The organism is Vibrio sp. R78045, assembly GCF_042466085.1.
GTDB lineage: Bacteria > Pseudomonadota > Gammaproteobacteria > Enterobacterales > Vibrionaceae > Vibrio > Vibrio cyclitrophicus.
Genome location: NZ_JAXHBS010000018.1, coordinates 992,256 through 1,018,161, shown reverse-complemented (window position 1 = coordinate 1,018,161; position 25,906 = coordinate 992,256). Strand labels below are relative to the sequence as shown.

General features: G+C 44.0%; 21 protein-coding genes and 10 tRNA genes. 11 read left to right on the top strand and 20 right to left on the bottom strand.

Translation table 11 applies throughout. The features are described from left to right. Window positions 1-10 precede the first annotated feature (10 nt). From SJY39_RS26420 to lolB, 14 genes are all read right to left on the bottom strand, one after another. A tRNA-Leu gene (locus SJY39_RS26420) sits at window positions 11-95 on the bottom strand. 108 nt (window positions 96-203) lie between these two features. Beyond that, a tRNA-Gln gene (locus SJY39_RS26415) sits at window positions 204-278 on the bottom strand. A gap of 29 nt (window positions 279-307) precedes the next feature. Further along, a tRNA-Leu gene (locus SJY39_RS26410) sits at window positions 308-392 on the bottom strand. Window positions 393-516: 124 nt separating this feature from the next. Then, window positions 517-591, bottom strand: a tRNA-Gln gene (locus SJY39_RS26405). A gap of 29 nt (window positions 592-620) precedes the next feature. Next, window positions 621-705, bottom strand: a tRNA-Leu gene (locus SJY39_RS26400). Between the two features lie 90 nt (window positions 706-795). Beyond that, window positions 796-872, bottom strand: a tRNA-Met gene (locus SJY39_RS26395). A 77-nt stretch (window positions 873-949) separates the two neighbouring features. Further along, window positions 950-1,024 (bottom strand) — tRNA-Gln (locus tag SJY39_RS26390). A gap of 29 nt (window positions 1,025-1,053) precedes the next feature. Then, window positions 1,054-1,138, bottom strand: a tRNA-Leu gene (locus SJY39_RS26385). A gap of 66 nt (window positions 1,139-1,204) precedes the next feature. After that, a tRNA-Met gene (locus SJY39_RS26380) sits at window positions 1,205-1,281 on the bottom strand. Window positions 1,282-1,560: 279 nt separating this feature from the next. After that, window positions 1,561-2,652 (bottom strand): redox-regulated ATPase YchF, encoded by a 1,092-nt coding sequence (gene ychF / locus SJY39_RS26375; RefSeq protein WP_010439159.1) that lies wholly within the window; start codon window positions 2,650-2,652, stop codon window positions 1,561-1,563. A gap of 10 nt (window positions 2,653-2,662) precedes the next feature. Next, window positions 2,663-3,253 (bottom strand): aminoacyl-tRNA hydrolase, encoded by a 591-nt coding sequence (pth, locus tag SJY39_RS26370; RefSeq protein ID WP_010439162.1) that lies wholly within the window; start codon window positions 3,251-3,253, stop codon window positions 2,663-2,665. Window positions 3,254-3,465: 212 nt separating this feature from the next. Next, window positions 3,466-4,410, bottom strand: coding sequence for a ribose-phosphate pyrophosphokinase (locus SJY39_RS26365; protein WP_004739814.1), 945 nt, complete (start codon window positions 4,408-4,410; stop codon window positions 3,466-3,468). Between the two features lie 27 nt (window positions 4,411-4,437). Beyond that, window positions 4,438-5,313 (bottom strand): 4-(cytidine 5'-diphospho)-2-C-methyl-D-erythritol kinase, encoded by an 876-nt coding sequence (gene ispE / locus SJY39_RS26360; protein ID WP_016767029.1) that lies wholly within the window; start codon window positions 5,311-5,313, stop codon window positions 4,438-4,440. After that, window positions 5,310-5,957, bottom strand: coding sequence for a lipoprotein insertase outer membrane protein LolB (gene lolB / locus SJY39_RS26355; RefSeq protein WP_016767030.1), 648 nt, complete (start codon window positions 5,955-5,957; stop codon window positions 5,310-5,312). The genes ispE and lolB overlap by 4 nt, the downstream gene beginning before the upstream one ends. A gap of 160 nt (window positions 5,958-6,117) precedes the next feature. Here lolB and hemA point away from each other — a divergent pair, with 160 nt between their 5' ends. From hemA to ybaK, 8 genes are all read left to right on the top strand, one after another. Further along, window positions 6,118-7,377 (top strand): glutamyl-tRNA reductase, encoded by a 1,260-nt coding sequence (gene hemA / locus SJY39_RS26350; RefSeq protein ID WP_010439173.1) that lies wholly within the window; start codon window positions 6,118-6,120, stop codon window positions 7,375-7,377. Window positions 7,378-7,405: 28 nt separating this feature from the next. After that, a complete protein-coding gene (prfA, locus tag SJY39_RS26345; protein WP_010439174.1) occupies window positions 7,406-8,494 on the top strand; it encodes a peptide chain release factor 1 in 1,089 nt (362 codons plus the stop codon). A gap of 5 nt (window positions 8,495-8,499) precedes the next feature. Further along, on the top strand, window positions 8,500-9,372 hold the full coding sequence (prmC, locus tag SJY39_RS26340; protein ID WP_010439175.1) for a peptide chain release factor N(5)-glutamine methyltransferase: 873 nt from the start codon (window positions 8,500-8,502) through the stop codon (window positions 9,370-9,372). Between the two features lie 185 nt (window positions 9,373-9,557). Then, window positions 9,558-9,941 carry a SirB2 family protein gene (locus SJY39_RS26335; protein WP_009848726.1) on the top strand — a complete coding sequence of 128 codons (384 nt, stop codon included), beginning with the start codon at window positions 9,558-9,560 and terminating at the stop codon, window positions 9,939-9,941. A 6-nt stretch (window positions 9,942-9,947) separates the two neighbouring features. Continuing rightward, window positions 9,948-10,757, top strand: coding sequence for a SirB1 family protein (locus tag SJY39_RS26330; RefSeq protein ID WP_016767031.1), 810 nt, complete (start codon window positions 9,948-9,950; stop codon window positions 10,755-10,757). A gap of 22 nt (window positions 10,758-10,779) precedes the next feature. After that, window positions 10,780-11,634: a 3-deoxy-8-phosphooctulonate synthase gene (kdsA, locus tag SJY39_RS26325; protein ID WP_372275580.1), complete on the top strand. Its 855-nt coding sequence runs from the start codon at window positions 10,780-10,782 to the stop codon at window positions 11,632-11,634. Between the two features lie 473 nt (window positions 11,635-12,107). Further along, window positions 12,108-13,769, top strand: coding sequence for a bifunctional UDP-sugar hydrolase/5'-nucleotidase UshA (gene ushA / locus SJY39_RS26320; protein ID WP_010439183.1), 1,662 nt, complete (start codon window positions 12,108-12,110; stop codon window positions 13,767-13,769). Between the two features lie 118 nt (window positions 13,770-13,887). Beyond that, on the top strand, window positions 13,888-14,361 hold the full coding sequence (ybaK, locus tag SJY39_RS26315) for a Cys-tRNA(Pro) deacylase (RefSeq protein WP_016792916.1): 474 nt from the start codon (window positions 13,888-13,890) through the stop codon (window positions 14,359-14,361). 106 nt (window positions 14,362-14,467) lie between these two features. Here ybaK and rluF read toward each other — a convergent pair whose 3' ends face one another. The 3 genes from rluF to SJY39_RS26300 all read right to left on the bottom strand — a co-directional run bounded on the left by rluF (window position 14,468) and on the right by SJY39_RS26300 (window position 16,677). Next, a complete protein-coding gene (rluF, locus tag SJY39_RS26310; RefSeq protein WP_010439188.1) occupies window positions 14,468-15,607 on the bottom strand; it encodes a 23S rRNA pseudouridine(2604) synthase RluF in 1,140 nt (379 codons plus the stop codon). A 176-nt stretch (window positions 15,608-15,783) separates the two neighbouring features. Continuing rightward, window positions 15,784-16,365: a DNA endonuclease SmrA gene (smrA, locus tag SJY39_RS26305; protein ID WP_010439191.1), complete on the bottom strand. Its 582-nt coding sequence runs from the start codon at window positions 16,363-16,365 to the stop codon at window positions 15,784-15,786. A gap of 171 nt (window positions 16,366-16,536) precedes the next feature. Continuing rightward, on the bottom strand, window positions 16,537-16,677 hold the full coding sequence (locus SJY39_RS26300) for a DUF3149 domain-containing protein (protein ID WP_004736246.1): 141 nt from the start codon (window positions 16,675-16,677) through the stop codon (window positions 16,537-16,539). Window positions 16,678-16,932: 255 nt separating this feature from the next. On the opposite strand from SJY39_RS26300, the gene SJY39_RS26295 reads away from it, so the two are divergent. Further along, window positions 16,933-17,009, top strand: a tRNA-Pro gene (locus SJY39_RS26295). A 70-nt stretch (window positions 17,010-17,079) separates the two neighbouring features. Here SJY39_RS26295 and SJY39_RS26290 read toward each other — a convergent pair. After that, a complete protein-coding gene (locus tag SJY39_RS26290; RefSeq protein WP_010439194.1) occupies window positions 17,080-17,967 on the bottom strand; it encodes a TraB/GumN family protein in 888 nt (295 codons plus the stop codon). 405 nt (window positions 17,968-18,372) lie between these two features. Here SJY39_RS26290 and SJY39_RS26285 point away from each other — a divergent pair, with 405 nt between their 5' ends. Further along, window positions 18,373-21,024: a beta-N-acetylhexosaminidase gene (locus SJY39_RS26285; RefSeq protein ID WP_016792917.1), complete on the top strand. Its 2,652-nt coding sequence runs from the start codon at window positions 18,373-18,375 to the stop codon at window positions 21,022-21,024. 535 nt (window positions 21,025-21,559) lie between these two features. Continuing rightward, window positions 21,560-22,252, top strand: coding sequence for an oligogalacturonate-specific porin KdgM family protein (locus SJY39_RS26280; protein WP_010439198.1), 693 nt, complete (start codon window positions 21,560-21,562; stop codon window positions 22,250-22,252). Between the two features lie 261 nt (window positions 22,253-22,513). On the opposite strand, the gene SJY39_RS26275 is transcribed toward SJY39_RS26280, so the two are convergent. After that, entirely contained in the window at window positions 22,514-22,954 is a 441-nt protein-coding gene (locus SJY39_RS26275) for a DUF411 domain-containing protein (protein ID WP_010439200.1), read from the bottom strand. Beyond that, window positions 22,944-25,727, bottom strand: a complete 2,784-nt coding sequence (locus SJY39_RS26270; protein ID WP_372042861.1) for a copper-translocating P-type ATPase — start codon at window positions 25,725-25,727, stop codon at window positions 22,944-22,946. Before SJY39_RS26270 ends, SJY39_RS26275 begins: the two co-directional genes overlap by 11 nt. Between the last annotated feature and the right edge of the window lie 179 nt (window positions 25,728-25,906).

Sequence of the window (25,906 nt, the reverse complement as noted above, 5' to 3'; positions counted from 1 at the left end):
ATCTAAATAATGGTGCGGTCGGAGAGACTTGAACTCTCACACCTCTCGGCGCCAGAACCTAAATCTGGTGCGTCTACCAATTCCGCCACGACCGCAGCAAATCTTTATAGTTATATCGACATTGGTGATTCGATGTAACGTTGTGCTCTTGGTTACTTAATTCAGTAAATGCTTACTGAAGTAAAAACAAAGAGTTTAAATAGTGGCTGGGCTACCTGGATTCGAACCAGGGAATGCTGGCATCAAAAGCCAGTGCCTTACCGCTTGGCGATAGCCCAACAGGATATCAATTAAGATATCTAAATAATGGTGCGGTCGGAGAGACTTGAACTCTCACACCTCTCGGCGCCAGAACCTAAATCTGGTGCGTCTACCAATTCCGCCACGACCGCAGCAAAGCTTTTACTCTAGCGAAGAGTATAGTTATATCGACATTGGTGATTCGATGTAACGTTGTGCTCTTGGTTACTTACTTCAGTAAATGCTTACTGAAGTAAAAACAAAGAGTTTAAATAGTGGCTGGGCTACCTGGATTCGAACCAGGGAATGCTGGCATCAAAAGCCAGTGCCTTACCGCTTGGCGATAGCCCAACAGGATATCAATTAAGATATCTAAATAATGGTGCGGTCGGAGAGACTTGAACTCTCACACCTCTCGGCGCCAGAACCTAAATCTGGTGCGTCTACCAATTCCGCCACGACCGCAGCAAAGCTTTTACTCTAGCGAAGAGTATAGTTATATCGACATTGGTGATTCAATATAACGTTGTTTAGTCTTCTTTCATAAAGAAAGAATGGTGGCTACTGCGGGATTTGAACCTGCGACCCCATCATTATGAGTGATGTGCTCTAACCAACTGAGCTAAGTAGCCATCTGAGAGCGAAGTAATATAATATAATCTCGCTTTCAATGCCATTATCTTTTTAAAGATAATTACACTTTAAATTGTGGCTGGGCTACCTGGATTCGAACCAGGGAATGCTGGCATCAAAAGCCAGTGCCTTACCGCTTGGCGATAGCCCAACAATGATATCAATTAAGACATCTCAATATGGTGCGGTCGGAGAGACTTGAACTCTCACACCTCTCGGCGCCAGAACCTAAATCTGGTGCGTCTACCAATTCCGCCACGACCGCTTTACTTTCCTAAAAACTCTTGTCGTTAATAAACAGACATTTAATAAAAATAGAGTGCTTAGGAAATGGTGGCTACTGCGGGATTTGAACCTGCGACCCCATCATTATGAGTGATGTGCTCTAACCAACTGAGCTAAGTAGCCATTTCCATATTGTCGTTCATTTCGATACGTTGCCGCTTCGTTGTGAACGGGGCGCATTATGCGTAGTTGAGCGAAACCCGTCAACTTTTTTTTTGAATAAATCGCGAATAAACATCTGTTCGGTTTCTTTTTAGACAAAGAGGCGTATTTGTCGACAAAAAACAGGTCTAAAAGGCGATATATATAGGAAGTTAAGTTTCTGGTGCAGGACTATTTCTAAAGGGGAAAAACAAAAAGGCCAGTGAATTCACTGGCCTTTTTCTAGATGTTTAATCTGAATTATACGTTGAAGCGGAAGTGAACCACGTCACCATCTTTAACGATGTATTCTTTACCTTCAAGACGCCATTTACCTGCATCTTTAGCGCCGCTCTCACCGTTAAATTCGATGAAGTGATCAAACCCAACTACTTCAGCACGGATGAAACCTTTCTCGAAGTCTGTGTGGATCTTACCTGCGGCTTGTGGCGCAGTTGCACCAACAGGGATAGTCCAAGCGCGAACTTCTTTAACGCCAGCTGTAAAGTAAGTTTGAAGAGTCAGTAGTTCGTAACCAGAGCGGATCACTCGGTTAAGACCTGGTTCTTCGATACCCATATCCGCTAGAAACTCTTCGCGATCTTCATCGTCAAGCTCAGAAAGCTCTGATTCGATTGCCGCACAAACAGCAACAACTACATTATTTTCGTTTTCAGCGTATTCACGAACAGCGTCTAGGTATGGGTTATTTTCAAAACCATCTTCCGCAACGTTTGCGATGTACATTGTTGGCTTAAGTGTCAGGAAGTTAAGGTAGCCGATTGCTGCCGCTTCTTCTTTGCCTAGTTCAACAGTACGCGCCATGCCACCTTCAGTTAGGACAGGAAGTAGCTTTTCTAGTACAGTGATTTCGAATTTAGCGTCTTTGTCGCCGCCTTTTGCTTTCTTCGCGTTACGTTGAATTGCACGTTCACAGCTGTCTAAGTCAGCCAGTGCAAGTTCAAGGTTGATCACTTCTATATCTTCAATTGGAGATACTTTGCCAGCAACGTGAACAATGTTTTCATTCTCAAAGCAGCGTACAACGTGACCGATAGCGTCAGTTTCACGGATGTTAGCTAGGAATTTGTTACCAAGACCTTCACCTTTAGAAGCGCCAGCAACTAGGCCTGCGATATCTACGAACTCCATTGTCGTTGGAAGGATCTTCTGTGGATTAACAATTTTTGCTAATGCATCTAAGCGTAGATCTGGAACCGGAACGATACCTGTGTTTGGTTCGATTGTACAAAATGGAAAGTTTGCTGCTTCGATGCCTGCTTTAGTCAGTGCGTTAAACAGAGTTGACTTACCAACGTTTGGTAGACCAACGATGCCACATTTAAAACCCATGATATAAACCTTATTCTGCTTTGAACGTATGTAAGCGATTTTGTGCTTTTGGTAGGCCATCTTTTAATAAGATGTCTAGGCTGCGAACCGATTCGTCAACGACAGCCTCGATACACTCTTGCTCTTTCGCTGGAGCTTTACCTAATACATAACCTGCAACTTTATCTTTGTGTCCTGGATGGCCAATGCCTAATCTAAGACGATAGAATTCTTTATTGTTCCCCTGTTTGCTGATGATGTCTTTCAGACCATTATGTCCGCCATGACCACCGCCTTTTTTAAACTTTCCAATACCAGGAGGTAGGTCTAACTCGTCGTGAGCGACCATGATCTCTTCTGGTTTAATTTGGTAGAATTTTGCTAGGGCTGCAACAGCTTTGCCTGACAAATTCATGAAAGTCGTTGGGATCAGCAAACGAAGATCTTCACCGTGAACCATTATACGACCCGTTAGGCCAAAGAACTTTGGTTCGTTCTTTAGTGTCACGTTATGTACACGTGCTAATTCTTCAACTACCCAAGCACCCGCGTTGTGGCGAGTTTTGGCGTATTCTGGACCTGGATTAGCCAGTCCAACGAGAAGTTTTATTTGTTGGCTCAAGGTATGGATCTCTCTTGGGATTTCAAAAAGCGCCGTATGATATCACAATTTATGAAAAAGGTGCGAGCTAGCTGATAGCAACATGATTATTCCCAGTTGTGATAAATAACAGACACCAGATATAAAAAAAGCACTTCATTTAATGAAGTGCTTAATGTCTTTCTCTAACGAGTGACTAAAACAAAGCTTTTGTAAAAACTATAGAGCTTTGATTAGTTGAACATCGCTGAGATTGATTCTTCGTTGCTGATACGACGAATCGCTTCAGCTAGCATGCGAGAAAGGCTAAGTGTTGTCACTTTACCAGTCGCAGCCATCTCTGGAGATAGAGAGATCGAATCGGTTACGATAACTTGGTCTAGAACAGAGTTCTTGATGTTGTTCGCAGCAGTACCAGAGAAAACAGCGTGAGTTGCGTAAGCGAATACACGCTTTGCACCGCGCTCTTTTAGCGCTTCAGCTGCTTTACACAGTGTGCCACCAGTATCGATCATGTCATCAACGATCACACAGTCACGGCCTTCAACGTCACCGATAAGGTTCATTACTTCTGAAACGTTAGCACGTGGACGACGCTTATCAACGATAGCGATATCAACATCACCTAGCGCTTTAGCTGTAGCACGAGCACGTACAACACCACCAAGGTCTGGAGAAACCACAACTGGGTTTTCTAGGCCACGGTTCGCCATGTCTTCTAGAAGAACTGGAGTGCCGAAGATGTTATCAACAGGTACATCGAAGAAGCCTTGGATTTGCTCTGCGTGTAGGTCGATAGTAAGAACGCGGTCAACACCAACGTTAGAAAGGAAGTCTGCAACAACTTTTGCAGTAATAGGCACACGAGCAGAACGTACACGACGATCTTGACGGGCATAACCGAAGTAAGGGATTACAGCAGTAATACGGCCAGCAGAAGCACGGCGCATTGCGTCAATCATTACCACCAACTCCATAAGGTTGTCATTGGTTGGTGCACAAGTTGATTGAATCAGGAATACATCGCTACCACGAACGTTTTCATTGATTTGAACAGCGACTTCGCCATCAGAAAAACGGTCTACGGTAGCATCGCCAAGAGAGATGTATAGACGATCAGCAATACGTTGGGCTAGTTCAGGTGTTGCGTTACCAGCAAATAGCTTCATATCAGGCACGGTGGAAACCTCGGGTTGCGTCCAGTTTTAAATAGATTGTGGGTGGGCTGATTGGTATTCAGCCAAAGTTTCTTTTAAAGGTGAAATGTTTCGACCTTTCGCGATAAACGCGGAAACTGTGTCAGGCAGTTGTTCTCGTACCGATTCGGCCTCTTTTTTGCTGCTAAATTCAGCAAAAACGCACGAACCTGTACCAGTCAATCTCGACGGCGCGTATTGTAGCAGCCATGAAAGTTGCTTATCAACCTCTGGGTACAGCATTCGCACAATTTTTTCGCAATCGTTTACGTATTCTTGCTCTAGAAGCGTTGCTAGCGCTCGCTTTGGCGTATTTCGAGTTAATTCTGAATGTTTGAATATGTCTGCAGTTGCTATGCTCACTTGAGGTTTGACGACTAGATACCATTTTTCATCCGGATTAGCTGGTGACAATTGTTCTCCAACCCCTTCAGCAAAGGCGGCGTGGCCTCTAACGAATACAGGGACGTCAGCACCAAGCTTCAAACCGATCTCTGCGAGTTGATCATCAGACAGGTTGAGTTGCCATAAATGGTTAAGCGCGACTAACACGGTTGCAGCATTAGAAGAGCCACCACCAATGCCTCCTCCCATCGGAAGCACTTTCTTTAGTTCGATATCAGCACCAAAAAACGTTGAGGTATATTGTTGAAGTGCCGTTGCGGCTTTCCAAATTAGGTTGTCCTCAAGCGCAACACCCGGAATATCAGGTGTTATTGTGATTGCACTCGTTTCTTCATTTGCAGTAACCGTCAGTTCATCGCCAAAATCGACAAATTGGAATAGGGTTTGAAGTTCGTGGTAGCCATTGTCACGTTGACCAGTGATATAGAGAAATAAATTTAGTTTAGCTGGGGAAGGCCAGATCGTTGGCGTAGTAATCATTTTTTCAGAGTCCACTTCGAAACTACAATGTTGATTTTGCTATCGTCTTGCTTGAATGACAATCGAGTTGGCAGAGGAATTAACTCTGCAATGGCATCTGTGTCTTCGGGCACTTGCTCATTTGGAAGCTCTGTATTGCGATAGTTGTCAAAACTGAGAGTCCATAATTGATTGCTTACTCGTTTGGATAGAGATTCAAGTGTGTTAGTGCTGTTTAGTTGATACGAGTCGGCTTGGTCAGGAATACCAAGGAACCACTGTGGTAGATGATCTATAGGGATTTGTAAGCCAGTCAGCTGCTCAACTAAAACTGAAGCGCTCGCATGAGTAAAGACTTGGTCATCATAGGTGACCACTTTTGCGCCAGCTGAGTCAATGGTGAGATTCAATGCGGTTTGACCGAGAAATGTCGTGAGTCTTAATTGACTTTGAGTTGGTGAATGCTTCCAGATGAAATTCAGGCTTTGGCGCTGCTCTGGAGAAATGTAAGCGAGCTTGCCTGAGGCTTGATAGTTTTCTATCTGTAAAAGGCGATTTTGGTGGCTTTGCCACTCGACACTGGTTGGTTGTTCTGGGATAGACGAGCAACCCACCATAATTATGGTCATAAAAATAAGAGACGTGATTTTACGAAGCTTGCTCATATTTGCTCACAACTTGTTCAAATTTATCTAAAAAACGTCTCAACTATAGCATTGAATTCACGAAGTCAGGAAAACAAATCCCGCTTGCTCTTTAAATAGCGCCATGCATCAAGTAAAATTCGCCCCTTGTTTCCATTCCCTGATCGAGAACTTCTGATACATGTCTTTGCTTGCCGTAGGTATCAATCACAATACAGCGTCGGTTGAATTGCGAGAAAAAGTCGCTTTTGGTCCAGATAAATTATCTGAGGCACTCAAGCAACTTAACGCAAATGCACACGTGAATGGAAGTGTCATACTTTCAACCTGTAATCGAACCGAAGTGTATTGTGACGTCAAAGGCGTGGCAAAAAACAAGTTGATCGATTGGTTGTCTGTATTTCATCAAGTTAGCCCTGAAGAATTAAAACCAAGTATCTACATTCATGAAGAGCAAGCAGCGATTAAGCATTTAATGCGCGTCGCCTGTGGTTTGGATTCTCTGGTATTAGGCGAGCCACAAATTTTAGGCCAGGTTAAACAGGCTTATATGGATTCGCGAGAGAACAGATCTGTTGATGCTTCAATGGAGAAACTGTTCCAGAAATCATTCTCTGTCGCGAAACGTGTCCGAACTGAAACTGAAATTGGCGGCAGTGCGGTTTCTGTTGCTTACGCAGCTTGTACGTTAGCCAAGCACATTTTTGAATCGATTGCTGATTCAACTGTGTTATTGGTGGGGGCTGGTGAAACCATTGAGTTGGTGGCTAAGCACCTTTCTGCTAATGGTTGTACTAAGATGATTGTGGCTAACCGAACTCGTGAGCGTGCCTTAGGGTTAGCAGAAGAGTTTGGGGCTGAAGTAATCAGCTTGAATGAGATTCCAGATCATCTATACAGAGCGGATATCGTGATTAGCTCAACTGCAAGTCCACTGCCTATTATTGGTAAGGGTATGGTTGAAACTGCACTCAAAAGAAGAAAGCATCAGCCTATGTTGTTGGTTGATATCGCAGTTCCTCGTGATGTTGAATCTCAGGTCGGTGAATTGAATGACGCCTACCTATATTCAGTTGATGATCTGCAGTCGATTGTTGATGGCAATATTGAGCAACGTAAAGTTGAAGCAATTCAAGCTGAAGCAATAGTCAGTGAAGAAAGCGCCGCGTTCATGAGTTGGATGCGTTCATTGCAAGCGGTAGACAGTATTCGTGACTACCGTAAATCGGCCAACGAAATCCGAGAAGAATTATTAAGTAAGAGTTTACAATCACTTGCCGCTGGCGGTGACCCTGAGAAAGTTTTACTTGAGCTAAGTAATAAGCTCACAAACAAATTGATCCATGCTCCAACGCGTGCACTTCAAAGTGCTGCTGAGCAAGGAGAACCTGCAAAATTAATGGTCATTAGACAGAGTTTGGGCTTAGAAAACCCTCAATAATATTAGACCTCCAACAGAATAAGACATTATGAAAGCCTCGATTCTAGTAAAGCTTGAAACACTTGTTGAACGCTATGAAGAAGTTCAACATCTACTTGGTGATCCAGATGTAATCGGGAATCAAGACAAATTCCGTGCACTTTCTAAAGAGTACTCTCAACTAGAAGAAGTGACGGCTTGCTTCCAGTCATACCAGCAAGCTCAAGAAGATCTAGAAGCTGCTGAAGAGATGGCAAACGAAGATGACGCTGAAATGCGCGAGATGGCTCAAGACGAAATCAAAGACGCAAAAGCGGCGATTGAACGTTTGACCGATGAGTTACAAATTCTTCTGATTCCAAAAGATCCAAACGATGAGCGCAACTGTTTCCTTGAAATCCGTGCCGGCGCGGGTGGTGATGAAGCGGGTATCTTCGCGGGCAACTTGTTCCGTATGTACTCTAAGTTTGCAGAGAAAAAAGGTTGGCGCGTTGAAATCATGAGCAGCAACGCTTCTGAACAAGGCGGTTACAAAGAGATGATCGCTAAGGTTAGTGGCGACGCTGTTTACGGTACAATGAAGTTTGAGTCAGGTGGTCACCGTGTACAACGTGTTCCTGAAACTGAATCTCAAGGTCGCGTTCATACATCGGCGTGTACAGTTGCTGTTATGCCGGAGATCCCAGAGGCCGATCTTCCAGAAATCAAAGCTGGCGATCTTAAGATAGATACTTTCCGTGCATCGGGCGCGGGTGGTCAGCACGTTAACACCACGGATTCAGCAATCCGTATTACTCACTTACCAACAGGTACAGTAGTAGAGTGTCAAGACGAGCGTTCTCAGCATAAAAACAAAGCGAAAGCGATGGCTGTTCTTGCTGCTCGTATTGTTCAAGCAGAAGAAGAGCGCCGTGCGGCAGCTGTTTCTGACACACGTCGTAACCTACTAGGTTCTGGTGACCGTAGTGACCGTATTCGTACGTACAACTACCCACAAGGTCGTGTTTCGGATCACCGTATCAACCTGACTATCTACCGTCTTAACGAAGTACTTGAAGGTGATATGCAAAGCTTGCTTGATCCTGTACTTCAAGAGCATCAAGCCGATCAGCTTGCTGCACTTGCAGAGCACAATTAACCTGTATGCAGTCAGTATATACGGTTGAAAATGCTTTAAAAGCGGCAATCGTAAGGCTTCAAGAGGGTGATAGCACATCACCCTCTATTGATGCCGCGGTACTGCTTTGTCACGCCTTAGATAAACCAAGATCTTACCTCCTTACTTGGCCTGAGAAGCACCTCACCTCAGAGCAAGAATCTGAATTCAATGCTCTTATTAAACGACGCTTAATCGGTGAGCCTGTGGCTTATATTGTCGGTGAACGTGAGTTTTGGTCATTGCCATTAAAAGTTTCTCCTTCTACATTAATCCCGCGCCCAGATACTGAGCGTTTGGTTGAGGTGGCTTTAGATAAAACGTATGGCAAGCAAGGTGCGATTCTAGATTTAGGAACGGGTACAGGTGCTATTGCATTAGCATTGGCGTCTGAAATGCCAAATCGACCAGTGACTGGCATTGATCTTCGCCCTGAAGCGCAGCTGCTTGCGACAGAGAATGCACAACGTCTCAACATTACCAACGCTACTTTTTTGCATGGCAGTTGGTTTGAGCCTTTGAATTCAGTTAGCTCTGAAGAAGAAGTGGTTAAGTTTTCTTTGATTGTCTCGAACCCGCCATACATTGAGAAGAACGATCCTCATTTATCTCAAGGTGATGTACGTTTTGAACCGATCTCTGCGTTAGTTGCTGAAGAGAAAGGGCTCGCGGATATTCGATACATTTCTGAAAATGCACGTGGCTTTTTGGAAAATGAAGGCTGGTTGGCGTTTGAACACGGTTACGACCAAGGCTTGGCGGTACGTGAGATAATGCAACAACTGGGCTACTTGGATGTTGTTACAGAAAAAGATTACGGTGGTAATGACCGAGTGACCTTGGGTCGTTACTGTTCATAGATAGTGGTTGCTCATAGGCTGCTGTTAATCATTTGTGAGCAATAGATGATTAACTCGCTAAATTGATACCTTTAACTCGAAAATACGCTTAACTCGATAATGCATTTAACGCAGAAATACAGAGCATTAACGGGTATTGTGTAGCTCTTGTTAATGAAGCACATATAAAAATATAAAGGAATACCATGTACGAAGGTTTAAAACATTTTCACCTACTAACGATTGCTATAAGCGCGCTACTTCTTTCGATCCGTTTCGCTCTGATGATGGCTAACTCACCGAAGCTTAAGCATCCTTTCTTGCAGCGTTTCCCTCATATCAATGACTCGCTACTGTTGCTATCGGGTATTGGTTTGATTTTTATTACTGGCTTTATTCCATTTACACCAGCGGCACCATGGTTAACTGAAAAACTAACCTGTGTAATGGCTTACATCGCATTAGGTTTCTTTGCGCTTAAGTTAGGTAAGAACAAGCTATTGAGAGTTTTCTCATTCTTTGGAGCTCTAGGCTGGCTAGCAATGGCAGGCAAAATCGCAATGACAAAGACTCCAACATTTTTCGGTTAATGACGTATGTACGAATTTTTTGATGAAGACTTTGACCAGCTAGAACTTGCTGAAGGTGCATTGATCTTAAATAAGGCCATTGACCCTGAAACTCAAGATAGTTGGGCAGAGCAAGAGCTCGCAAGATTATTAAAAGACGCTGAGTTTGCATTAGTTAATGAAACCGACGAGCAACAGAAGTTTGAATCTTTTATTCGATTATTCTTTTACGAGTGGGGCTTCGTTGGCGATAAAGACGCTTACTTCTCATCGGAAAACGCGTTTATCGATAAAGTACTTGAGAGAAAGAAAGGGATTCCAGTCAGTCTTGGGGCAATCTTCCTTTTTCTTGGTCGCAAGCTAGGCTTCCCTGTAGAGGGTGTCTCTTTTCCGACTCAGTTTCTGCTTAAAGTCAGTTGGTATGGCCAAACTCCGGTCTATATTAATCCTTACAATGGCGAGTATGTTGGTCAGCAAACGTTACGAGCATGGTTAATTGGCCATGATGGCCCATTGGCTAAGCTTAAAAGTGAGCATTTGAAAGTCGCAGACCACCCAACCATTATTGGTAAGTGGTTGGCTTTATTGAAAAGTGCATTGCTGAGAGAAGAACGTTATACGCTTGCATTGAAGTGTACCGATCTTGCTTTGACGTTTGTGCCAGATGATCCATATGAAATCCGTGACCGTGGTTTCATCTATCAGCAACTGGATTGTCACCAGATTGCCGCCACCGATTATCAGTACTTTATTGATCAATGCCCAGATGACCCTGCATCTGAGTTACTTAAATCTCAAGTGAATGTCATGACGGAAAAAACCGTCGTCGTTCACTAATTAATTATTATTTAGAGAGAATATGATGGAACAGAAAATAGTTCACATTGGCGATATGCCAATTGCTAACGATAAGCCATTTACGCTATTTGCGGGCATGAACGTTCTTGAATCTCGCGATCTTGCTATGCAGATCTGTGAGCACTACGTGAAAGTAACAGAGAAGCTGGGCATCCCTTATGTATTTAAGGCGTCTTTTGATAAAGCGAACCGCAGCTCTGTTCACTCATACCGTGGTCCTGGTATGGAAGAAGGTCTCAAAATCTTCCAAGAGCTGAAAGATACCTTTGGCGTGATGATCATCACTGATATTCACACTGAAGCACAAGCTCAGCCAGTTGCAGATGTGGTTGATGTAATCCAGCTTCCTGCGTTCCTTGCTCGTCAAACTGACCTTGTTGAAGCAATGGCTAAGACTGGCGCGGTTATCAATGTGAAGAAGCCTCAGTTCATGAGCCCAGATCAAGTGGGCAACATTGTCGACAAGTTTGCCGAATGCGGTAACGATAATATCATTCTTTGTGAACGTGGTTCTTGCATGGGCTATGACAACCTAGTCGTTGATATGCTAGGTTTTGGCGTGATGAAAAAATCGTCGAACGGCAGCCCAATCATATTCGATGTGACTCACGCGCTTCAAATGCGTGACCCATCAGGTGCTGCATCTGGTGGTCGTCGTGAGCAAACTGTAGAGCTTGCTAAAGCAGGTCTGGCTACAGGAGTTGCTGGTCTGTTTCTTGAGGCGCATCCTAACCCAGATCAAGCTCGTTGTGATGGTCCTTCAGCGCTACCTCTAGATAAACTAGAGCCGTTCTTGAAGCAGATGAAAGCACTTGATGACCTTATCAAAGGCTTCGATCATATTGATATCAAGTAGTTGATTAAAATTAAGTCGTTCGTTGATATGCTAAATAGCTGAGGCAGTTATTTAACACCAGTCGAAACAAAAAACGCCCACTTTTCGAAGTGGGCGTTTTTTTATCTAGAATCTGCGTTGAGGTCATGTTCTAGTTTAAAGAGTTGTTAATGAAGCGTGTAATATCTCCAAAAATGAGTGCATGAGTGTGAGGTCTGTCCTGTAAGTTGTAAATTGCTGACATGCATCACACTTTGTAAGTAAACGATTGCCTGTGATGCAGGGGAAGTTTGAGTGTAATCTCATAAATTTGTTACACTTAACTATTGATCTATGCGTGACCAATTCGACATAAATATGAAATCGTCGTGTTACATCCAGAATGTTAATTTAATATAAGTCATGTTGAAGTCTTATTGTTCGAACTCTAGGAAAGGGTCGCAATAGGTCATAAAAAAGCAGTGGATTCCCCTAAAAAGTTCAAAGGTATGACAATGAAGCAACGCCTTATTCTAAAGACAGCACTCAGTGCTGCAATCCTAGCGACATTAGCTGGGTGTGCGTCTCAATCAACCCATGATTGGAACCAAGACGAAACTTACAAGCTAACGATTCTTCACACAAACGACAACCATGGTCGTTTCTGGCAGAACAAATACGGCGAATACGGCATGTCTGCACGTAAAACGCTAGTTGATCAACTTCGCGCAGAAGTTGAAGCTGAAGGCGGTAGCGTGTTGCTTCTATCTGGCGGTGACATCAACACTGGTGTACCAGAGTCAGATTTGCAGGATGCGGAACCTGATTTCAAAGGTATGAATAAAATTGGTTACGATGCAATGGCATTGGGTAATCACGAGTTTGATAACTCATTAGACGTACTACAAAAGCAGATCGACTGGGCTAATTTCCCAATGCTATCTGCAAATATCTACGATAAAGCAACAGGCGAACGCAAGTTCCAAGCTTACGAGATGTTTGAAAAGCAAGGTATTAAGATTGCGGTTATCGGCTTGACCACTGAAGACACGGCAAAAATCGGTAACCCTGAGTTTATCGCGAGCATTGACTTCCGTGACCCTAAAGAAGAAGCGAAGAAGCTGATCGCGGAACTTAAAGAAACAGAAAAGCCAGATTTAATCTTCGCTGTGACTCACATGGGTCACTACGAAAACGGCCAGCGAGGGGTTAACGCTCCGGGTGATGTAGCACTTGCTCGTTACCTAAACGAAGGTGACCTAGACATGATCGTTGGTGGTCACTCTCAAGAGCCTGTATGTATGGAAGGCCCTAACGTTGCGAAGAAAAACTTCAAGCCGGGTGATGAGTGTAAGCCAGACGTTCAAAACGGTACTTACATCGTTCAAGCTCATGAGTGGGGCAAGTACGTAGGCCGTGCTGATTACGAGTTCCGTAACGGCGAACTAGAGATGGTGAGCTACGATCTGGTTCCAGTTAACCTTAAGAAGAAAGTTAAGATTGACGGTAAGAAGCAACGTGTTCTTATTCAAGATGAAATCGCACAAGATCCAGAGTTGCTTGAATTCCTACGTCCTTTCCAAGAGCAAGGTCAAGCACAGCTAGAAGTTCAAATTGCAGAGACAAATGGCAAGCTTGAAGGTGATCGTAACGTGGTGCGTTTCCAACAAACTAACCTAGGTCGTTTGATTGCGACTTCTCACATGGAGCGTGCAAAAGCAGACTTTGCTGTGATGAACTCTGGTGGCGTACGTGACTCAATTGAAGCAGGTAATGTCACTTACAAAGATGTGCTGAAGGTACAACCTTTTGCAAATATCCTGACTTACACGGACATGACGGGTAAAGAAGTTCTAGATTACCTAAATGTCGTGGCAACTAAACCAATCGATTCTGGTGCTTACGCTCAGTTTGCTGGTATCTCAATGACAGTAGAAAACGGTGAAGTATCGAATGTGTTTATCGGTGGTAAGCAGCTTCGTTTAGACGAAACTTACCGCTTCACAGTGCCAAGCTTTAACGCTGCTGGCGGTGATGGTTACCCTAAATTATCTGATCACCCTGGCTTTGTGAACACAGGTTTTGTTGATGCTGAAGTACTAAAAGAGTACCTAGAAGCGAACAGCCCGGTTGACGTGAACAAGTACGCACCTTCTGGTCAAATGGTTTATAAGTAATTGACCCCAGTTGATGAGTCAATAGGTGCTAAATTAGATTGACTCTAGCACCATGATAAATTTAACTAAAGCGACGCCTCGGCGTCGCTTTGTGTTTATCTATCGTTTGGATTTTGTTATGACCCCTGCAATCAACTTTGCCAAGAAAAAGAAAATTGTTCATACCGTGCATCAGTATCATCATGATGCGAATAACACGAACTATGGATTAGAAGCCGTTGAAGCGCTTGGTCAAGATCCCAAACGTGTATTCAAAACGCTCTTGTTCTGTTTGAATGGAGTGGCGAAAAATTTGGCGGTTGCCGTTATTCCCGTCGACCAGAAGCTAAATCTAAAGTTGGCAGCAAAAGTGGCGAAAGGTAAAAAAGCAGAGATGGCTGATCCTGATATTGCTCAGAAAACGACAGGTTATGTGGTGGGAGGAATCAGTCCTCTTGGTCAGAAAAAAGCATTGCCTACCTTTGTGCATTCCAGCGCTACCGATTTTGAAACGATATGTGTGAGTGCAGGGAAGAGAGGATTAGAGATAGAGTTAGATCCGAAAGACTTAGTACTACTTACGCGTGGCCAGTTTGCGGAACTATGCCTGTAGCTTGTACTTTCCATAACGATAAACGTACATACTCACAAATAAAAAAGCCCGCTAGACTAATCTAGCGGGCGTTTCTTTATCGACAGTCCACCGGAAAGGGTTGTGACTACTTTTTCAGGCCTAAAGTACCACCAACACGTTTAGCAGCTGGTTTGTTCGGTCTGTTTGAATCTTGGCTGCGGTTTGTCGGCTTACCGCTTCTACGTTCGTTATTGTCGCGATCTGTGCGATTGCGATCCGAACGGCTTTTATCTGAATTAGAACGCTCTGAACGAGAGTTTGATTTCCAGTTCTCGGTATTGCCACCGCCACTGCTTTCACCATTCGATGAATTACGGCCTCGTTTCGAGTTAGGTGCATGACGGAATTCGTCCGCATTGTTACCACGATAGGTGCGAGTACGATTTTCGTTTTGATTGCGGCGCGCTGTGGAAGTTTGGTTTTCTTCACGGCTGTCGAAAAGTTTTGCGTCTGTCGCTTTACGAATGCGTTGGCCCTTAGCGTTCATTTTTGACGCGTCTTCAGTACTTACAGAGCCTTCACACATCGCTAAAATTTCAGTGATCTCTTCGTCGCTCAGGTAGCGCCATTTTCCGTTAGGAATACCGTCTAGTGAGATGTTCATAATACGAACACGGCGCAGCTTAAATACTTCATAACCCAGAGCTTCACACATACGGCGAATTTGGCGGTTAAGGCCTTGCGTTAGTGTGATTCGGAACGAGAACTTAGTCTCTTTCTCTACCTTACATGGCAAGGTAACAGTATCGAGAATATGAACGCCAGCGCCCATTTGCTTCAAAAACTCAGTCGTAATTGGTTTGTCTACACGGACCACGTATTCTTTCTCGTGGTTGTTACCTGCACGTAGGATTTTGTTTACGATATCGCCATCGTTAGTTAAGAAGATAAGACCATCAGAAGGTTTATCTAGACGACCAATAGGGAAAATACGTTTGTGGTGGCCGATAAAGTCGACGATGTTGCCAGGAATATCACGTTCAGTGGTGCAGGTGATGCCTGTTGGTTTATTAAGAGCAATGTAGATCGGCTTCTCTTTTGAGCGAACAGGTTTATTGTCGATCTCAACATCATCACCGGGCAAGACTTTAGTACCCATTTCAGGGATCTTACCGTTAATAGTAACTCGGCCTGCATCAATGAGTTTGTCGGCTTCGCGGCGTGAGCAAAAGCCAGTTTCACTGATGTATTTATTAAGGCGTTTAGCTTGGGATTCTTGTGACATGATATTCTCTTAGCGTTTCACAACGGAAATATAGATAAACAAAAAGCAACCTTTGGATAGTTGCTTTGAGTTGGCGTTCGTTAACTAAAGACAATTTTAGCACTTGGTGTGAGTCTAGGCACTAAATATCGATCTTGATGCAAAATCGCTATCAGGTACTTATCTGTTTCAACGAGTTAACTGGTGCGTTTTTGATGGCGCTCTCTGTTCTCTAGCTTTTTGTCATTGCTCTTTCTGAGCATTACGTACACTGCGCCAGTACCACCATGAAATTGCTGAGCAGAATGAACACATTGAACATCGTTAATTTGCATGAGCCAATTCGCCACGTAGCTTTTCATCATAGCTGGTGGATTTGAGCGCTCACCTTTACCGTGAACAATGATGACGGTGCGAACATCCATTCTTAAACACTGGCGTAAAAATGAGAGCACTTCGTTACGAGCGTCTTTCAGTGTTTTTCTATGAAGGTCGAGTTTGGCTTGAATAGGATATTTTCCTAAGCGCAGCTTTTTGTATACGCCTTCTTGTACGCCATCTTTCTTATAAGCAATGACGTCGTCTGGTTTGACCATTGGAGAATAGTCGAGTGAAAGGTAATCTTTTTCATCCTCAGACAGCCACATCGCGGCTTCACGCTTGGCAAGGTGAGATTCGGTAACTCTATGTACCTTTTGATGTTCAGCGGTGTCATGGTCGATACGCTTAACATCGCCCATCATTTGTTGGAATAACTCTAAGTCGTCATCATGAGACATAGTGTTCATCTCAAGTTGGAGAAGGATAGGGTAAGTATACCTAAGTTGAGACAGGGTTTGAAAATGAAAAAACCGGAGCAGGCAAGAGATATCTACTCCGGTGCAAAGCGTTTTAACATTTATTTATCAAGAAAATGATACTTAAAAGTAAATGATCCAGGCTGAGCGATTCTAGTGAGGAGATTTTTCGGTCATAACTTTGTAGATGAAGAAGCCTCCATAGAACATCATGAGACCTAGAGCCCCGAATATTACTATCATTGAAGATAGTCCCACTGCATTACCAAATAGGAGTTCTAGCCAAAAGTCCATGTGTATACCTCAAAGTTATATGACACGGCTTAGTGTATTAACTGGTGTTATCAATTTACTGATCTGGATCAATCCTGTTTCATAAGTTAAATACTTGTTGGCAACTGTGTGTTTTTCGTCACATTGGCATTGGAGTTGTACGTCTTTTGTTCGAACGATTCGATATTGTAAAAAAGAGTGAAAAAAGCTCTTGCGCATAAATTCAGAATCCGTATTATACGCTTCATCGACAGGCAAACAGCCCGTTAGATATCTCGGTGAATAGCGCAGCTTGGTAGCGCATCTGGTTTGGGACCAGAGGGTCGGGGGTTCGAATCCCTCTTCACCGACCACATTTAGAAAGCCTGCTCATTGAGCAGGCTTTCGTCGTTTCAGAGCATTGAAAATGGGGTTTGAACCTCGCTAGTTTTTTGCATCTACCTCAAATTGACACTCGGCTTGTTGGCTTTGTGATTGTTGAGTGACAATGAAACCTTTCTCTTCTAATAACTGTAAAAGGTTGCCTTCTCCGATGAGGTGTAAAGTACCAACGACGAGCAAGTAGTGTCCCTTTGAATCCAGTTTCCAATCATTAGCGAAGAGCTTGTTTGCCCAGTCGATATTTCGATCGGTTAGGAATGCTTTTTCTAGGTCATGTGGCATTTCCGACAGTTTCGCAAACTGCTCTAGTTTCGCTATATCTCCCGCTTTCCAACTCTCGATTAAGCAGTGAGTGTCGTCATCAATATGATCGAATTGTTCGAGGCTAGTCGTTAACCATTCTTTACCAGAATCTTTTTGTCCTGAAATTAGATCTATTTGAAATTGTAGAGGCTCTAAGCTGATAACAGGCACATCTTGAATCGTCGCCTTGTAAGCCAAAGTAGCATCAACACCGCCGGCCGATGCGTAGCCAAGATTCTTCAACTGTTGCATTTGTATCGATATCGCTGTCGCCCAAGGTGGGGCATTAAGTAGTTGCTGAGTTGGCATGTCTAATGACTTTGTTATGTCGACCAGCATTTGTTCTTGCTCTTCGTTTAATACATCACTCGTAGTCACTTTAGGCGTGGGATATACAACGCCCTCTGACTTTCTGACATCCGTTTCGACAATTAGCCCGTCACTCTTTTTCAACGTGTCAGTGATCTGTGTGGGAAGCGGGTACATGCTCTCGTTACCTACATGTATCGATCCTAGGATAGTGAGCGTCAAATCATCCTTTTTTGCTTGCCAATAAAGAGGTTCGGCGACCGCTTGCTTTGCGGAAAAGGCGAGAGTGAGTAACGTAAAGTACAAGAATGTGCGCAAAGAGAGCTCCTTTAGAAAGAAATAAACTCGTTAAAAAGGGTTTTGACGGAGTTTTTTAACGGTTTTTTTTGAGAACGATGTCACGTTGTTTGTACGAAAAGTATAACAACACCAACAAACTGTTAAACCTTTCTCTCTATCAACGACATGATTTTATGAAATCCTTTGAAAAGATTGTGATTTAATTCTCAGTTATTACGTCAAAATAAAAGTGACGGAAGTGTCGTTAATCGTAACTTGATGATTTTATTAAAATTAAATTTATCAATATTTTTTAGATTTGAAGCTGATCACTGAATTGGCCTGATTTAATTCACGGCAAAAAATAAGCCCATATAGTTTATCTAACTTTCGAAGCGCTCCACTTTGCTTCTGACTCAATTTTTAAATTAATGGGTGAATACGATGTTGAAGAGAAACTTACTATCTGTAGCAGTATTGGCTGGCTTGACGGGTTGTGCAGTAACGCAAGCACCTGAGCAACGGGTTGTTAATGCACTGGCTGATAACCTTGATGTGCGATATGAAATCCTAACCAATCACGGTGCGAATGAGGGTATGGCTTGTCAGGACTTAGGTGCTGAGTGGGCGTCATGTAATAAAGTGAACATGACCTTGACCAATGACGGTGAAGCGATTGATTCGAAAGATTGGACTATCTACTTCCACAGTATTCGCCTTATTTTAGATGTTGATAACGAAGAGTTTAAAATCACTCGTGTAACGGGTGACCTACACAAACTAGAGCCTACAGATAAGTTCGATGGTTTTGCGGCTGGTGATGAAGTGATTCTTCCACTGACGAGTGAATACTGGCAACTGTTTGAAACCGACTTTATGCCAGGTGCATTCGTAACCGCGCCAAACGCAGAACCTAAGATGATTGCTTCATTGAATACGGAAGATGTCGCGTCATTCGTAACGGGCCTAGAGGGTAACAACCTTAAACGTACACCTGATGACAATAACGTAATGGCTACAGCGGTGACGCGTTTCGAAAAGAATGCGGATCTAGCAACGCAAGACGTATCAACAACGCTATTACCAACGCCAATGTCGGTGGAAGCGGGTGAAGGTTCAGTCAGCATTGCTGGTGGTATTGCCCTACCAAAAGACGTATTCGATGCTGATCAGTTCGCTGCAATTGAAGAACGTGCAGATGTGGTAAACGTAGATGTGAGTGGTGACCTTCCAGTAAGTGTTACCGTTGTTCCTACTCAGTTTACGGGTGATTTAGCAAAATCTGGCGCTTATGAACTAAGCATCTCGGAAGAGGGGATTGCGATTAAAGCGTTTGATAAAACAGGTGCTTTCTACGCAGTTCAGTCTATTTTTGGCCTAATAGACAGTCAGAACGCTGAATCATTACCACAACTGTCGATCAAAGATGCGCCACGTTTCGATTACCGTGGTGTGATGGTGGATGTTGCTCGAAACTTCCACTCAAAAGATGCCATCTTAGCAACGCTAGATCAAATGGCAGCATACAAGATGAACAAACTGCACCTTCACCTAACAGATGATGAAGGCTGGCGTTTAGAGATCCCAGGTTTACCAGAGCTAACGGATGTAGGGTCTAATCGTTGTTTTGATTTGGAAGAGCAAAGCTGTTTACTGCCTCAGCTAGGTTCAGGTCCAACAACAGACAACTTTGGCTCTGGTTTCTTTAGTAAAGCGGATTACGTCGAGATTTTAAGCTACGCCAAAGCGCGCAGCATCGAAGTCATTCCGGAAATTGATATGCCAGCACACGCTCGTTCTGCTGTGGTATCGATGGAAGCGCGTTACACTCGCCTAATGGCGGATGGTAAAGAAGCGGAAGCAAATGAATACCGCTTGATGGATCCACAAGATACATCGAATGTGACGACTGTTCAGTTCTACGATAAGCAAAGCTTCATTAATCCATGTATGGAATCTTCAACTCACTTTGTTGATAAAGTGATCTCTGAAGTGGCAGCAATGCACCAAGAAGCGGGCGTTCCACTAACGACTTGGCACTTCGGCGGCGATGAAGCGAAAAACATCAAGTTAGGCGCTGGCTTACAAGATATTAATGCAGAAGATAAAGTGGCTTGGAAAGGCAACATCGATTTGTCTAAGCAAGATAAGCCATTCCAACAGTCTCCACAGTGTCAGTCTTTGATCACTGATGGAACGGTAAGCGACTTCGGTCATTTGCCAAGTCACTTTGCAGAGCAGGTATCTAAGATTGTTGCTGACAAAGGCATCCCTCACTTCCAAGCATGGCAAGATGGCCTTAAATACAGCGAAGGCGAGAAAGCATTTGCAACCGAAAGCACTCGCGTAAACTTCTGGGACGTTCTTTACTGGGGCGGAACTTCATCAGTATACGACTGGTCAGCGAAAGGGTATGACGTGATTGTCTCTAACCCGGACTACGTATACATGGATATGCCATACGAAGTTGATGCTGCAGAGCGCGGTTACTACTGGGCAACGCGTGCAACTGATACACGTAAGATGTTTGGCTTCGCACCAGAAAACATGCCACAAAACGCAGAAACATCATTAGACCGTGACGGCAATGGCTTCTCTGGTAAAGGCGAAATTGAAGCGAAACCTTTCTATGGTTTGTCTGCACAGCTTTGGTCTGAAACAGTACGTACCGACGAGCAGTATGAATACATGGTATTCCCTCGCGTACTTGCAGCAGCAGAGCGCGCATGGCACCGAGCTGATTGGGAAAATGACTACAAAGTGGGCGTTGAGTACTCTCAAGAAACCAACTTAGTGAATAAGCAGGCTCTAAACAGCGACTTTAATCGCTTTGCGAATATTGTTGGTCAACGTGAACTAGCTAAGCTTGAGAAAGCAGGCATTGATTATCGACTACCAGTACCGGGCGCTCAGGTTGTGGATGGCAAGCTAGCGATGAACGTTCAATTCCCAGGCGTAGAGCTTCAGTACTCTGCTGATGGCGAAAACTGGTTAACGTACGATGAGCAACAACGTCCATCGGTTTCTGGCGAAACTTACATCCGCTCTATCTCTGAAAGTGGCGAGAAAGTAAGTCGAGTAACCTCAGTTAAATAATCGATAAGCAACATTAATAGAAGAGCTCCCTCGTTATTATCTTACTCAAGATAAAAAGTGGGAGCTCTTTTTGTTTGTTGCGAATTAGGCTCTCATCCAAAACGGAAACATATAGAAACCGTCTTGGTTTATAACGTCAACAGTGCACATAAGATGAGGTTCATCACAAAAGTGACGCACTTCTCATTATTCTCTTCAAAAAATAAGTCCTTCATAAAAAACTCTAAATCAAATGTGATTCAACTTACTGAATCTAATTTCGCACCGTAAAATAATGTGATCCCGATCTGTACATTTTTCCATCTTGAGTTTTTTATCAATTTTTATGTTTTTAAGTAACTGATTTTAATCTGTTAAATAAGTTGTTGTTTTTTGATAGTGAGAGAGATCACTCTGCCTACTCTTTTATTTTGAAACGCAAATTAATTCGAGCAACATAGATTTCATGCCAGGGAGGCGACCAACTACTCAAGCGGTGAAGGTGAATGATGTACCGAAGATATGCCGCTGAAAAATCAAACTAAGGCAGTTTACTATGAAAAAAATTATCGCTCTAAGTGCTCTTTCTCTTGCTTTCGCTTCTAGTGCTTTTGCTGGTTCTTCTTACGTAACAGGTAACATCCAAATTCATGACGATGGCCGTATTCACGGTTCTGACATGACCTCTACGCTAGAAGCTGGTCACACGTTTGACAACTCTCTAGGCGGCTTCACGGTTTACTCTGAGTTTGATGGCATCCAACTGGGTAAACTTGAATCTGAAAATGGCGGTGCAGGTAATACTACTCCTGGCATCACTGTCGGTGGTGAGCAATCTTTCAACATTACTGACAACCTATGGGTTGCTGCTGGTTACCAACACCTATTCTCTGCGGGTGAGAGCATTCAGTTCCGTCCACTAGTTAAGATTGGTTACAACTTCGATAACGGTATCTCTATTAGTAACCGTACTCGTGCGCACATTGACGATACTTCTGCTGATGCTGACACAGACTACCGCATGGATAACCGCATTGCTTACACAGTGAATGCTGACCTAGCGCTTAGCTACAACAACGTATACATGATTGATGCTGAAGCGATGGACCACGAGTTACGTGCAACATGGACTCGTCAAGGCGTTCAACCTTACTTTGAGTTCCGTAGCCAAGCTAACGGTGTAGATTTCGCAAACGGCGACTCTAAGCAGAACAACGCCTTCGTATTCGGTGCTTCTTACGGCTTCTAGCTGATTCACTTGGCTGTTTAGTCGATTAGATTATTGGCCAAGTGAGCTTCTTCGTTAATTAGCTTTTTGTTAAATAGCGTATTCGCAAACTAGCGACGAAAATACAGCGGCACTAACAGCCCGGTTAGTGCTGCGATAAGATTTGCTTTACTGTCCAAAAGCAAAGAGCCTAGCAAGTAAACCACAGTCTTGGGTTTGCTTAATGCTAGGCTCTATTTTTATAACTTCTTAAATATTGCTGTGTGTCGGTTTATTTACGCTCTAATTACCATTGTAATGACGGTATTCAAACACCTGACCTTTCTCGTTAAACGCATACACAGAATACTCGTCTTTCTTATCGCCATGCTCCATTCCCGGAGAGCCCATAGGCATACCAGGAACAGCCAAGCCAATCGCATTACGTGGTGGGTTTTCTAAAAAGGCCTTCACGTCTTCTGCTGGAATGTGCCCTTCAAATACGTAACCGTCGATCTCTGCCGTGTGGCAAGAGGAAAGCTCTGGCGTTACACCTAGCTTTTGTTTGATTGGATTCATGTCATCGTGGAGCTTCTCTGTAACATCGAACCCGGCATCTTGCATATGTTCTGTCCATTCTGTGCAGCAACCGCAGTATGGTGATTTGTGGTTTAGAACATCAGTAGCTAAAGCTTGTCCTGAAATTGCAGCGAGTGCTGTAAGAGTCATAACTTTACGAATCATGGTTGACCTCATGAATATGGTTTTTATTGATATTAGAATGAGTGGGCTTGAACAATCTCAGCCTGTTGGCATTGCTCACTACTGTAATTGACGACATCGCCATCGCTGCGCCTGCAACGACTGGGCTTAGTAGAAATCCGAAAAATGGGTAGAGCACACCGGCCGCGATAGGAATACCAAGTGAGTTATAGATGAAGGCACCAAAGAGGTTTTGCTTCATGTTTCTCACGGTCGCTTGGGACAGCTCTATCGCGTTACTGACAGATAAGGGCGACGAGTTGAGTAGCGTCATTTGAGCACTTTCAATCGCGACATCGCTGCCGCTGCCCATTGCTATACCTATATCCGCCTGAGCAAGTGCGGGCGCGTCGTTAATCCCGTCTCCGACCATGGCTACGCTCTTATACTGTTGTTGAAGCTGAACAATATGCTGAGCTTTCTGCTCTGGAAGCACCTCCGAGATAACCTCGTCGATACCGACACTTTTACCTATCGCTTGAGCAACAGAATCGTTGTCGCCTGTTAATAGCACGGTGTGAATTCCGGCGGATTTTAGTTGAGCAATGGCTTGTTTGCTATCTATTTTTAATGCGTCTGAAATGCCAAATATACCTTCCAGTTTTTGATCGATTACAACGAAGATGGGTGTCCATGCTTGTGTACGACAAAGCTCGATAAAGTCCGCGCCAATTTTAGTGTCAATGCCGAGTTGGGTGAGGTACTTTAGAGAGCCGACTTGAACGTTTTTGCCGTTAATTATTGCTTGTACGCCAAGCCCTCGTTGATTTTCGAAATCACTATGGGGTAGTGCTGAAACTTGTAAGCTCTCTGCATATTGGCAAACGGCTTTGGCTAATGGATGCTCTGACCCTACCTCTACCGAATAGGCGTACGCTAGCAGTTTTTGCTTTGATAAATCGCCATAAAAGGCTTGCTGAACGGTTGGCTTACCTTGGGTTAGGGTGCCTGTTTTATCAAACACGACAGCATCAATTTTGCTTGCAGATTGCAACACATCGGCATCTTTGATCAGAATGCCAAACTCAGCGGCTTTGCCAACGCCTACAGTAATTGAGAGCGGCGTTGCTAGGCCTAAGGCACATGGACAAGCGATGATCAGCACGGTAGTCGATACCACAAGCATGTAGCTTGCACTGGGTTGCGGGCCGACCAAAAACCAAACTAAGGCAGCAGTTGTTGCGATCGCGACCACAACAGGTACGAAAACAGCAGAAATAGAGTCAGCAAGCTTTGCAATCGCAGGCTTGCTGCTTTGTGCTTGGCGAACCATCTGAATGATTCGAGCCAACATGGTGCTTGAGCCAATCCCGGTCGCTTCAATGATCAGGCTGCCATCACCATTAATGGTGCCCGCCGAAACGCCATCATTAATCGATTTAACGTTGGGAAGCGGCTCGCCAGTCAGCATCGACTCATCGATATAAGATTCGCCAGATACCACGACACCATCGACAGGGACTTTTTCTCCCGGTTTCACTCGTACTTGCATACCGACTTGGATGACCTCTACGGCGATAGTTTGCTCTTTACCATCGACGATAACCACGGCTTTTTGAGGCTGTAAGTTTATCAGCGCCTGTAAAGACTTAGTGGTACGTGCTTTGGCTTTGGCTTCAATGTAGTGACCCAAAGAAATAAGGCCAACAATCATGGCGCTGGCTTCAAAATAGACATGACGAGAAGCTTCAGGGAACCACGATGGGATCAGAACAACCAACATTGAATAGAACCATGCTGCGCCTGTACCCAGAGCGACCAAGGTATCCATGGTCGCACGTTTATGCATCAGAGATTGCCAAGCATTGGTGAAGAAGCTGCGACCTGAGGTTGCAAGCAGTATCAAACAAACGACACCAACCAAGCCCCAAGTCAGTTGGTCGTTAAACGTGGCAATGGTCATGCTGCCACCGAACACGCCCCAAGCCATTAGCGGAGCACCGATAAGCAGCGCACTTACTGAGTTTCTAAGAAAGGCTTGTTGAGTACAAAGTTGTTGTTCTTGCTGTTTTTTTTGTTGAGTTGCCGCGTCATCAACGAACTCGGCACCATAACCTGCGTTTTTCACCGATTCTATAAGAGCGTTCTCGATGACGTCACGTTTTTTAGACGTGAAGACCAAGGCTGTATGCTCTGCGAGGTTGATCTGAGCTTGGTCGACGAACTCATTCTTTTTCAGCGCTTTCTCTACCGAAGAAACACAACTCGCACACGTCATTCCCTCAAGAACCAGGTGATAGGTATATTGGCTAGCAGCAGGTTTATCTTGTGTCGGCTCCACTGGCGCTGTTTTTTTATCGTCTTCTGAATCTGAATTAGATAAAGGCTCATTAACTTCAGTGTAGGGAGCCGCGTGATAACCCACGCTTTCGATCAGCTCAATAAGATCGGGTTCTGAAAGCAGAGTAACCAAGGACAATTCATGTTTGCTGATTTCTAGGTCTGAGATTTGCTCGGTGTGTTCAAGTGCTTGAGTCAGCTTGCTCACGCACTTACCGCAGCTAAGACCGGATAACGAAAGGTGTAGTTTATTGCCCATGCTATAACCAAGCGTCGCTAACTTTTCGTTGAGTTGAACGTAACTAAAAGGAGTCGAAATATCGATGTATGTCGGCGATATATCATTGATCGTCGTATTGTCGACTTCGCCAAACAGTGTGCGAACTTTCTTCGCACAACCCATGCAATTTAGGCCGTTGAGCGCAGTTGTGTAATGGTTCATATCGATACTCCAATTCTCATCTACGCCTAACATAAACCTTCCCGTAAGGGTAAGGTCAAACATAAATTCAAGAATTTGATATTAGTGGCATATTAATGGGTGGGGTACGCTGGTGAAATAAGCGGGAGTTAAAGAAAAGCGTGGCTATAATTTATTGGCTCAGACTATAGATTTGCTACATCGAAGCTGAATTTGGCCTTTCTACAGTGGCT